Source organism: Streptomyces sp. NPDC059679, assembly GCF_042734105.1.
In the GTDB taxonomy this organism is placed as follows: domain Bacteria; phylum Actinomycetota; class Actinomycetes; order Streptomycetales; family Streptomycetaceae; genus Streptomyces.
The window spans coordinates 24367-34403 of sequence record NZ_JBHWES010000098.1 but is presented as its reverse complement, the minus strand read 5'-3'; the positions used below and the strand labels follow the sequence as shown (position 1 = coordinate 34403).

Below are 10037 nucleotides of genomic sequence, written 5' to 3'. Positions count from 1 at the left end.
CCGCCCGTCCAGCTCCCCGTACGACACCGACTCCCCACCACACACCAACGCCACCGACCCCGACCGCTCCGCCACCCGACGCCCGAACAGCCCGGCTATCGCTCCGTGCATCTTGGGTCCTCCCCCGTGCTAGACGTCGCGGCGGGGCGGCCGAGTGAACGGGGTGCGCTGGGAGAAGAAGTTCTGCCGCTCCTGCACGTCGGGGAAGTTGGACTGCGTGGCCTTGCCGGTCACGGCGAGCAGCAGAGTGTCGGACGATTCCGGCCCGTCGAGGTAGTCGGCGAGCGGACCGGCGGAACTTGTCGGGTGGTTCCCCTTGGTGCATCGCGCCAGCGGGTCGGCCGTCGCCGCGTTGTCCCGCATCTTGCGGACGGTGCGGACCGCATCCGGGGCGCCCGTGAGCGACTTGGTCTCGTTGCCACCGAGGTTGTTGCGCGGGAGGTGCAGGTGCATATCGCGCCAGGCGAAGATGAAGACGCGCAGGTCGACGGCGTGCCGTCGCAGACGCGGCAGGAGCGGGTGGTCGTTGCCGGACTCCTCCAGCTCCACGAGCGTCTGGGTGAACTGCTCGTACAGGTCCGTGAAGAGGTGGAAGCGCATGCCGACCGAGTGGCTGCCGCTGGTCAGGCCGAGGTTTTCCCGGATCTGGTGGTAGTCGTGGGTGCTCAGGTTGTCGACGATCGGCGGCAGGCATGCCTCGATCACGGCGTACAGCTCGGCCACGCCGTCCAGCAGCTCGACGGCGGTGGCGATGCCGCCTTGGCGCGCGCTGCGGGTCGCGATCTCGATGCGGTCGTTCATCTCCCGCACCAGGAGCTCGGGTATCTGGTGGAGCGCCCGGAACTGCGTGAAGTAGGTATCGCCGGCCAGGTGGTGCTCGTGGACCGCGTGCCGTAGGTGTTCCGAGGCGAGCAGCAGGTCCGTTGCGACGCCGGGCGCGGGGTGTGCCGCCTTGGACAGGTTCGTGCTCCACACGCGGGCGTCGTGATTCGCGATACGTGCGCAGTGCAGGATGCCGTATCCCGGGCTTTCGAGCGAGGACTCGGCGATCGTCGTCCGCACGTCCAGTCCGTCTTCCTCGACCAACTGGGTGAGCGTCTTGTCGAAACGCTGGAGCGCCGGCAGGAATTCGCCGTACCCGGGGGTCGTGTCGATGGGCCAGCGCGGTGCTTCACCGCTCCAGTCGCCGCTGATGCGGAGCGCGTCATGGCTGAGGCGGACCAGCACGCGGTGGAAGCTGCGCACCCAGTGCAGGTTTGTCACGCACTGGTCGATGTCGTGGTTGCCCAGGTGGTTGCCGGCCCGGTCGAGGAGGTCGGCGAGGTTGTAGAGCGCGATTTCGGCCGACTGGTAGAGGCCGACGAGCAGCGCCTCCTTGGTGGCCGGTTCGACCCGCATGACCTCGCGCGTGGCCTCGATGGCGCCGAGGCTCTGCAGTGAATAGTAGTGTTCGGCGATGACGCCGCGCTCGTTGTGCGTCGGCGGCAGCTCAGTGGTGGTCTGCTCAGTGGACAAGGGCTTCTCCTCGTATCAAGTGCGGCGCACCGCCACGTCGGCGGCCATGGACTCGCGCAGGCTCTTCGGCCGCAGATCGGTCCAGTTCTGCTCGACATGTCCCACGCAGTTCTGACGGCTGTCCGGGCCGAACGCGGTTTTCCAGCCCGCCGGAACTTCGGCGAAGGCAGGCCACAGAGAATGCTGTTCCTCGTCATTCACCAGAACGAAGAATTGGCCGCCCTCGTCGTCAAATGGATTCGTGCTCACATCTACTCCTCCACCCGCCGCAAGCGCGTTTTGAATTGATCACGGAAAACCCTAGCCAGGGGCGATAACTGATCGTTAACGTCGGCGCTAACGCCACGGGGTCAGCTCGCCTCCGGCGCCCACGAGCCGCCCCCGGCACGCGCCTCTGCCGCGCCGTGTCACCCTGTCTCCGATCCGGTGGCCGGCGTAGGTGCTGGGCGTTTTGTGGACTGGTATCTCTTCAGCGCCACGGCAGCTGACACGTTGCTCTCGCCCTCGGCCGAGGGCTGACACAACGGCTTGATGGCCGCGGTGCGGCACAGCGCGGCGGCAGGGTGGCACGCCACCTGCCGGCAGCTGGTGGACGCCATCTGGCCGCTGGCTCTGCGCCTCCGGCCCGCGGATCTGTGGATCTGTGGATCTGTGGATCTGTGGATCTGTGGATCTGTGGATCTGTGGATCGAAGCCCATCAGATCGGGCTCACCGCCGCACGGGCTGCCGGCGAACGCCAGGGCGAGAGCCGGGTGCTGACCTCCGGCGGAAGTGGATACCGCAACGCCGACCAGGCCGACGAGGCAGTCTCCTGGTACGAGCAGGCACTCCGGATTGCGGAGGAAGACGGAAATTCGCGGCAGCGGGCGCAAGCGCGCTCAACGGTCTGGGCGAGGCACACCTTCAAGCCGGGCAGCTACAGGAAGCACAGAACTTCCTCGGCCAGGCTCTCACCACACGGGAAGCCATCGGCTACGAGCGCGGCGTGGCCCTGTCCCGACTGGGCCTCGGTCTGGTCACGATGGCGAGGCGGGACCCGGCTCAAGCCGCTGAAAACCTGGCTCGCGCCCGTACCGGTCTGCTGGCCGTCGGGGACCCGTACGACGCCGCCCGCGCACTTGCGCTCCTCGGCGATGCCGTTTCCTCCGCGGGAGATTACGACAGTGGAACCCTGTGCGTCATGGACCTCGAGGGCATAGGCTGCCGGGCACGATTCATGCCCCGGGACAGGGACGGGAAGTTCCCCGCCCTGTTCGACGCCGTCCTCAAGGACACGGAGATCGAGGGCGTCCTCACCGGCATCCAGATGCCGAGAATGAACTCGATCATGGAAAGGTGGGTGCGGACCTGCAGACACGAACTCCTGGAACCGAACCTTGATCTGGAACCAGCGCCACCTCCTGTACGCCCTGCGAGAGTTCGAGCAGTTGTACAACTCCCACCGACCGCGCCAAGGCATCGCGAACGCCCGACCCCTACACCCACTGCCCACACCAATCGACGATCCCGACAAGCTAATGCCGCGTCAGGCAACGTTCGCCCTGGCGATGTCCTGGTGCAGGCACCGGAACGGTTACGTGTCCGCACCTGAACTTTGTCGGCCACTCTGGCCAGTGCGCGCTGAACGCTCCCATCGGGAACGGATCCCAATCGGCGCGTCACGGAGTACAGGCGCCGGTATCAGCCAAGGTGCCGGGCGAAGAACCGCAGCGTGCTGTCTATCTCGAATGCCGGGACCTCACCGTGCTTGCCGGGGTTGGCGTGCAGCGTCTTCTCGGTTGAGGCGAAGGCGTCGAACAGTGCCAGGCTCTGGGTCCGTGGCACTCGCTCATCGTCCCACTGCACGAGGAACTCCACCGGGACGGTAATCCGCGCGGCGGTCTCGGCTGACACCTCAGCACCGCCCAGGCCCAGCACCGCCGCCCGGACCCGGGACTCGGCGGCAATAAGCGGGACACCGATCACGCAGCCCAGCGACACACCCCAGTAGCCAACTGGGCCAATGCCAACATGACTGAGCTTCTGGACCGCGTTGAGGACTGCCTGCCATTCCGGCACAATCTGGCGGACAACGAGCGCCTGGAAGCTGGCGATCAGCGGGGCCAGTCCCTCACCGGCATCAAGCCGGGCCTCGTACTCGGTCGCGATCCGGGCGAACTCCTCATGTTCCGGCCGGTCACCGTGGCTAGGCGCATCGACCGCCACCACGGCGAAACCGCATTCGGCCACGAAACGGCGCGCACGGTCCACGATGCCGGGGGCCTTCTTGTTCTGACCGCCGCCGTGCCCCATTACGACCAGGGGGCGGGTCCCGTCAGCACCTAGTGGAGTCCATAGCACGCCAGGGATGTCGCCGAGAAGAAAGAGCTGTTCAAAGACGCCGCCGGACGACGTCTCAGAGGTAAAGCGCATAGCGTTTCGGGCCTTTCGGGATGCTTGCTGCGGGCGCTGTCTAGTGTGATGCGCCGCAAATCACGAGTCAGGCGACGTTGGCCTTGTCGACGACGGTGCGTAGGCGCCGGTCGTCGGCGTGGCGGTTTCGCCAGATGATGTAGCGGTGGATCATGCTGCCCTGTTCCTTGTGGCTGGCGTGGTCGGTACCGTCGAGGGTGAAGTAGCGCAGGGCGGTGAACTGGGCTGCGATGCGGTTGAGCCAGGAACTGTTGGTCGGGGTGTAGGCGATCTCGACGCTGTTTGCCGCGGCCCAGGTGCCGACCCGCTGGCACTTCTTCGTGGTCAGGTGCGGGGAGAAATTGTCACAGACGATCGCGATACGGACCTCGGGCGGATAGAGACTGCGCAGGTAGCGGCAGAACTCCAGGAACTGGGTGCGCCTCTTGACCGGCTTGATGTGGCCGTAGAGCTTGTCCTTGGCCAGGTCCAGGGCGGCGAACAGATGGCGTACTCCGCCGTAGCGGTTGTAGGTCGCCCCCGCCTGCGGCGCGGTTCGCGGTGGGGGTTCTTATGTTTGCCTCCGCGTTCGGCCCACTGCCGGCCCGGGTGAGGCATCAGGTTGAGCGGCCCGAACTCGTCCATGCAGAAGACGACTTCGGGCTCGCCTTCCTCAGGTATGACCTCGCCGTCGGCAATCGCGTAGAGGTGTTCGACGCGGGCCTTCTTGGCCGCATAGTCGGGATCGCAGGAGGTCTTCCAGGTCTTCAGGCGTTGAAAGGAGACGCCTTCCTCGCGGAGCAAGATGCGCAGGCCCTCGTGGCTGATGTCGTCGACCACCCCCTCGGCGGCCAGGAAGTCCGCGAGTTTGGTCAGGCTCCAGGTCGAAAACGGCAGGTCGTGCTCGGGCGGCTTGGACTTGGCGATTTTCTTGATCTCGCGCCGCTCGGGCAGGGTGAAGGTCCTGGGCCGGCCGCCCTTGTACTTCGGATACAGGGAGTCGAAGCCGTCGGCGTTGAAGTTGTGGATCACATCCCGGACCCGGTCCGCGCTGGTGAAGGTGACCTCGGCGATCTTCGCCACCGGCATGCCCTGGGCGGACAGCAGGACATCTGGGCGCGCCGCCAGGTCACCACCGCCCCGGTTCCCCGGCGGATGATCCGAAGCAGCCGTCTGCCTTCGTCATCGTCGATCTCGCGTACACGTACTCGTTCTGCCCGGACAGGGTGACGGCCACGCGCCGCCCGGCACAGCACCGGAACGGCGCGTCACATCACAACAGGGCAAACGTTTCCTGCTACGGCACTCAGCCACCTCGACATACGACGCCACGACCGCCTTGGCGGCATCCTCCACGAATACAGACATGCCGCGTGACCTGCACGGACGAGACATTCGGCAAGCGCACCACCCTCTCCTCGGTCACCCTCGGCCTCCTGGCATCCGTCATCGCCCGCAGCCAGGAGGCTGAGGATGCGCTGAGCCCGGAGGCCCGCAGGCCGTCGCAGCAGCAATCGCCGTATGGGGGGGCGCCGGTAGCCGAAGCGCACGCATCGACCGGCACCCTCGCATCCGACGATTTCTCGGTCTTCACTACTGACGCCGGCGGCTGTGGCGAAGTCGATTTCATCGACTACGGCGAAGGAGCACCCGGCGGCGGAGCCAACGACGACTACGCCCAAATTGGAACTCTTGCACTTCCTCCGCGGGCGGCGTCATGGCCTACGCTTGGGTGGACGGCACCTATCTCGGCTCAAAATACCTCAAGAGTAGCTACACTACGCTCTGGGGTCCGTTTGGGAACCTCCCAGACTTCAGCTACGCAGGCCTGAAGGTATGCCGTGTCGATGGATCAAATGGCGCGAACCCGCGCAATTATGACTCGGCGTCTCGCATGATCTCTGAGTGAGGACTAAAAAAGTCAGGGCCCCGGAGCTCTCCGGACTCGTCCGGAGAAGAACTGGTGAGGGGGCTGACGTAGAACGAGCACGGTTCCTGTGGATCACGGAGTTCCTACGCTTCAAGATCCGCAAGGTTGCCGCGTCAGGAAGGGGCGCCATCCTACTTCTTGATCTTGGCCACCACCTGGCGTGCCAACTGGACCCCCACGTCGCACTTCTTGCCGGTGAGCGCCTTGTTCTCCCTGCTGGGGTCGGCGATGTCGACCCGGAACTGGTCGAGGCCGACGTTGACGTCGACGAAGCACTCGGACGTGATCTCGTTGTACTGCGACGCGCCCTCGAAGCCCGAGAAGTCCTGCTTCTCTCCCTTGCTCAGGTCGTTGACCTGAGCGCCCACGCTGACGGTGAGGCTGACGATGGTCTTGTCCTGCATCCACCAGCAGCCGAGGACGTTCGGGTAGTCGGCCGGGAGCTGCCCCTTCGAATCCTGGATTCCAGCCGCGGCCAGGGCTGCCGGATCCAGCAGGCTGCAGTAGTCAAGTCCCTTCAACGTTGCCGTGGTCGAATCGCTTTCGTCCGCGGAACCCGTGTTAGAAGCGGCCGTGCTTCCGGGAAGACCTGATGATTTGGACGCCGATGTGGTGGATCCCGAAGACTTGGGCGAGGAGCCCGAACTCCCGCCACACGCTGCAGTCCCCGCCAACACGATCGCCATCGCCGCGGTCGCGGCCACTTGACGTTTGTGTATCTGCACGGGCCAAGGGTGTCACAGGTTCCTGTCGTTTCGCGCCCTCATGTGGGAACCGTTTGCGCAGCGTAGCCCCATTGCGAGCCGAAGAGGGCCGCTCTGGGTTGGCCCATGCTCGAGCTCTGATACGGCCTCGGCGGGGGGCGCGTCCTCGGAGCGGTGGAAAAGCTCGACGAGGGTTCCCGTAGTGGTTGATGTTACGCGGCCTCGGTGAGAGGTGCGGGGTCCTGAGGTGCGAAGTGGATCACTCCTGCAGGTGTGGGGTTGAGCTTGTCCTACGTTTCTAGCGCGGGTTCACGCCGGTCATTCGTAGGATCGATGAGCCCGAGGACTCCGGACTCGTCCGGGTTTGAGCTGGTGAGGGGGCTGACGTAGAACGAGCACGGTTCCTGTGGATCATGGAGTTCTCTACGCTTCAAGATCCGCAAAGTTGCCGTGCTCGTTGCGACCGCGTCCGACCACAACTCCCTTACCACGATAGCGGAGTGGGCCCACCGGTCCAGCCCCGAGACACTGCGCCGGCTCGGACTCCCCTTCCATCCGCTGACCGGCCGCTACCGCTGCCCCAGCGAGCGCATGCTGCGCGACGCCTTCGGGCAAGTGGACGCCTCGGCTCTGGCCCGAGCGGGCTTCGCCCACCTGGCTGCCCTGGCCGCTGCGGCGCCCTGCCCACGCACTCCCGACGGAATGAGCGAGCGCGAACAGTGTCGCCGCCACCGCGCCCTCAGCGATCCCGACCGGCCCGCCGGACCGAGACGATCGGCATTCGCGTGGACGGCACGTGCCTGCGCGGCAAGCCCCGACGGCAGCCAGGTCTTCGTCCTGACGGCCGTACGCCACAGCGACGCCGTCACCGCTGCCCTGCGGGAGATCGGTGCCAAGACCAACGAGATACCCGAGTTCCCCCGTTGCTGGAGCAGATCGACGACGCCGACCTGACCGGCTGCATGGTCACCGTGGGCGCTTTACACGGCCAGCGGCCCCATGCCGTCTATCTCGTCGAGGAGCGTCACACGCACTACCTCCTGTCCGTCAAGGACAACAGCCGAGCCTGGCCGGGCAGTTGAGGAAACTTCCCTGGACAAAGGTGCCGGTCCTGCACCGTTCCACCACGCGCGACCACTGACGGGAGGAGATCCGCGAGGTGAAGGCAGTCACGGTGGACGGACTGCTCTTCCCGCACGCCCGCCAGGTCGTCCAGATCCGCCGGAAGCGCCGGAAGATCGGCGCGAAGAAGTGGTCCACAGAAACCGTCTACGCGGTCACCGATCTGCCCGCCGAGCAGGCCAGCGCCGCCGAGGCCGGGACAACCCCGCACTGCACGATCCGTGCGCGCCCTGGTACTACGGCCGGCACAAGAGAAATCGAGCCGGAGGTACCGGCGCATCCACGGCGAACTCACCGTCATCGGTATCAAGGTCGCCGCCGGCACCGTGTGGAACATCGGCGGATCCTCGACACAACCGCACACCCCACCGCAGCCTGGGCCACCCAGGCCGCCCGCAATATGGCCATGGACCTCCAAGCCGCAGGCGCCTACTCAAGTTGGGTCCAGGTCGGTGTGCAGCAGGTGGTGGTCCGAGTACGGGGTCGGAAGCACACGGTGCTCGAGCGGGACGATGCCTCGCAGGAAAATGTAGTCAAACTTGCTCTGCCAGTCGGTGGTCGGCTTGCAGGTTCCGGTAGACGAGGGATGACACTGGGGGTCTGTGTCCGCGGCCAGTGCCCACATCCCGGTGAGCTCGGGAGCGTCCGGCACAGCGTTGAAGTCGCCGAGAACGATCGCGCGGTCGTGCCGGGCGACGGCTGCGGCGAGTATGTCGGTCTGGTCTGCTCGGACTGCCTCCTGACGTCGTTGAGCGAGGTGTGTGTTGAAGACCCGGACGGACCGGCCGCCCACACTGGTGGTCACTGCCATGTACCCACGGTCCTCGGATCCGCCGTCGGGGTATTCCACGTTGACCGGGTTCGTCATCGGCGCCGCCGAAAGGATCGCTTGGCCGAATGCCCCCGGACTCCACGGCGCTCCCCCGCAGCGGCCCCAATTCCGAAGAACCATCCCGTACTCGACGTGGTAAACCAGCCCGTAAAAGCGCTCCAGATAGTCCCGCATCCTCTCGACATCACGCACGCACGCTTCTTGTAGGCCGATCACCTGGGGCGCATACGTGGCGATCTCCGCTGCGCGGTCGACGTTGCTTTCCTCACAGGGGTTGCAGATGTTCCACGTCATGACCCGGTTCGGCACGACACCCCTGACGGCATCGACGGGCAGTGACCTGGCAAGGGGCGCGCCGCTTGGTGCGCTGGGGCCGACGAGCGCCATGCAGGCCACGATCACGGCGCCCGCAAACAACCGCGTGTCCCTTCCGAACACCATCGCCTCCTCAGAGTGGATACACGTGGCATCCGACGTCTCCATGCACGAGGTTATGGGACGGAGTTGTGAGCAACCTACGCGGTGTGCCGGATCTCATTGCGCTCGGACGAAGCCGCCGCCTCGCCCAGGTCGACCTGAACCGTACCGCCGCACGTGCACACCGGACGCCGTGCCATCCGTGCGGGCGGGAATGACCATCCGACCACGGAACGTGGCACAGGCGGCGTCCCGCCGCGGTGCGAAACTGCCGCCCACTCTCCATCCCGGCCCTTGTTTCACCTATCGAATATCGATAGATTCCCATCGCAACTCGATGGAAGGTGGGGTCATGGGAAAGCTGGCAGTGCGTGCGCTTCGCGCTGTGCTCGTGGTGGTGCTCGCCGGCACCGTGTTCGTACAGGCATTGATGGTGTGGGCGTTGGTCAGCGGGAGTGACCCGGAGGACGGGTCACTCCCGCTGACCCCGCTGCGTGTGATCACGATTCTGGGCATGGTGTCGGTCCAGGTCGCTCTGGTCTGCGTATGGCGGCTGGTGGCGATGGTGCGACGCGGAACCGTGTTCTCCCATGCCGCCTTCCGGTACGTGGACGGCGTGATCGGCGCGATCGTGGCGGCTGCCCTCGTGTGGTTCGCGGTCACGGTCATCAATGCGCCGGGCCAGCGGGACGACCCGGGCGTCACCGTCATCATGGGCGGGGTTGGCGTGGCCATCCTGGGGGTTGCGCTCATCGTGCTGCTGCTGCGGATGCTGCTCGCCCAGGCCGTCGCGCGCGACGTCGAAGCGTCGCAGATGCGGGCCGAGTTGGACGAGGTGATCTGATGCCGATCGCCGTCGACATCGACGTGATGCTGGCCAGGCGGAAGATGTCCGTGGGCGAGCTGGCGGACCGCGTAGGGATCACGCCCGCCAACCTGGCGGTACTCAAGAACGGGCGCGCCAAGGCGGTGCGCTTCGCGACGCTCGCCGCGCTCTGCGAGGTGCTCGAGTGCCAGCCGGGCGACCTGCTGCGCTGGGAAGCCGAGGACGCCCCAGGCGGATGACCTGCCCTTCCAAGATCATGGAGTTCTCGACGCCCCGTGATCCGAGTGGAAGACCGTGGC

General features: G+C 65.9%; 9 protein-coding genes and 1 pseudogene. 4 read left to right on the top strand and 6 right to left on the bottom strand.

Translation table 11 applies throughout. The features are described from left to right. Positions 1-129 precede the first annotated feature (129 nt). The 5 genes and pseudogenes from ACFV2X_RS51065 to ACFV2X_RS51045 all read right to left on the bottom strand — a co-directional run bounded on the left by ACFV2X_RS51065 (position 130) and on the right by ACFV2X_RS51045 (position 6523). Complete coding sequence (locus ACFV2X_RS51065) at positions 130-1515, bottom strand: hypothetical protein (protein WP_385630112.1); 1386 nt, start codon at positions 1513-1515, stop codon at positions 130-132. Positions 1516-1530: 15 nt separating this feature from the next. Then, positions 1531-1764 carry an MbtH family protein gene (locus ACFV2X_RS51060; RefSeq protein WP_014173963.1) on the bottom strand — a complete coding sequence of 78 codons (234 nt, stop codon included), beginning with the start codon at positions 1762-1764 and terminating at the stop codon, positions 1531-1533. A gap of 1432 nt (positions 1765-3196) precedes the next feature. Beyond that, positions 3197-3928 carry a dienelactone hydrolase family protein gene (locus ACFV2X_RS51055; protein ID WP_385630110.1) on the bottom strand — a complete coding sequence of 244 codons (732 nt, stop codon included), beginning with the start codon at positions 3926-3928 and terminating at the stop codon, positions 3197-3199. Positions 3929-3995: 67 nt separating this feature from the next. Next, a pseudogene (locus ACFV2X_RS51050) lies at positions 3996-5076 on the bottom strand (IS630 family transposase). 892 nt (positions 5077-5968) lie between these two features. Further along, positions 5969-6523 (bottom strand): DUF3558 family protein, encoded by a 555-nt coding sequence (locus ACFV2X_RS51045; protein WP_385630116.1) that lies wholly within the window; start codon positions 6521-6523, stop codon positions 5969-5971. A 468-nt stretch (positions 6524-6991) separates the two neighbouring features. Between ACFV2X_RS51045 and ACFV2X_RS51040 the strand changes: the two genes are divergently transcribed. Together ACFV2X_RS51040 and ACFV2X_RS51035 are read left to right on the top strand one after the other, a co-directional pair. Continuing rightward, a complete protein-coding gene (locus ACFV2X_RS51040; protein WP_385630108.1) occupies positions 6992-7495 on the top strand; it encodes a hypothetical protein in 504 nt (167 codons plus the stop codon). Continuing rightward, on the top strand, positions 7465-7623 hold the full coding sequence (locus ACFV2X_RS51035; protein ID WP_385630105.1) for a hypothetical protein: 159 nt from the start codon (positions 7465-7467) through the stop codon (positions 7621-7623). Before ACFV2X_RS51040 ends, ACFV2X_RS51035 begins: the two co-directional genes overlap by 31 nt. Positions 7624-8096: 473 nt before the next feature. Here the strand turns inward: ACFV2X_RS51035 and ACFV2X_RS51030 are convergent, their stop codons facing one another. After that, entirely contained in the window at positions 8097-8978 is an 882-nt protein-coding gene (locus tag ACFV2X_RS51030) for an endonuclease/exonuclease/phosphatase family protein (protein WP_385630102.1), read from the bottom strand. A gap of 286 nt (positions 8979-9264) precedes the next feature. Between ACFV2X_RS51030 and ACFV2X_RS51025 the strand changes: the two genes are divergently transcribed. Both ACFV2X_RS51025 and ACFV2X_RS51020 read left to right on the top strand, forming a co-directional pair. Next, positions 9265-9756, top strand: a complete 492-nt coding sequence (locus ACFV2X_RS51025) for a DUF2975 domain-containing protein (protein ID WP_385630100.1) — start codon at positions 9265-9267, stop codon at positions 9754-9756. After that, positions 9756-9977, top strand: coding sequence for a helix-turn-helix transcriptional regulator (locus tag ACFV2X_RS51020; protein ID WP_014173884.1), 222 nt, complete (start codon positions 9756-9758; stop codon positions 9975-9977). The genes ACFV2X_RS51025 and ACFV2X_RS51020 overlap by 1 nt, the downstream gene beginning before the upstream one ends. Positions 9978-10037 lie beyond the last annotated feature (60 nt).

Coding starts and splice junctions, on each gene's coding strand:
- ACFV2X_RS51045 (WP_385630116.1), bottom strand. CDS start 6,523: ATGGCGATCGTGTTGGCGGGGACTGCAGCGTGTGGCGGGAGTTCGGGC.
- ACFV2X_RS51020 (WP_014173884.1), top strand. CDS start 9,756: ATGCCGATCGCCGTCGACATCGACGTGATGCTGGCCAGGCGGAAGATG.
- ACFV2X_RS51030 (WP_385630102.1), bottom strand. CDS start 8,978: ATGGAGACGTCGGATGCCACGTGTATCCACTCTGAGGAGGCGATGGTG.
- ACFV2X_RS51025 (WP_385630100.1), top strand. CDS start 9,265: ATGGGAAAGCTGGCAGTGCGTGCGCTTCGCGCTGTGCTCGTGGTGGTG.
- ACFV2X_RS51055 (WP_385630110.1), bottom strand. CDS start 3,928: ATGCGCTTTACCTCTGAGACGTCGTCCGGCGGCGTCTTTGAACAGCTC.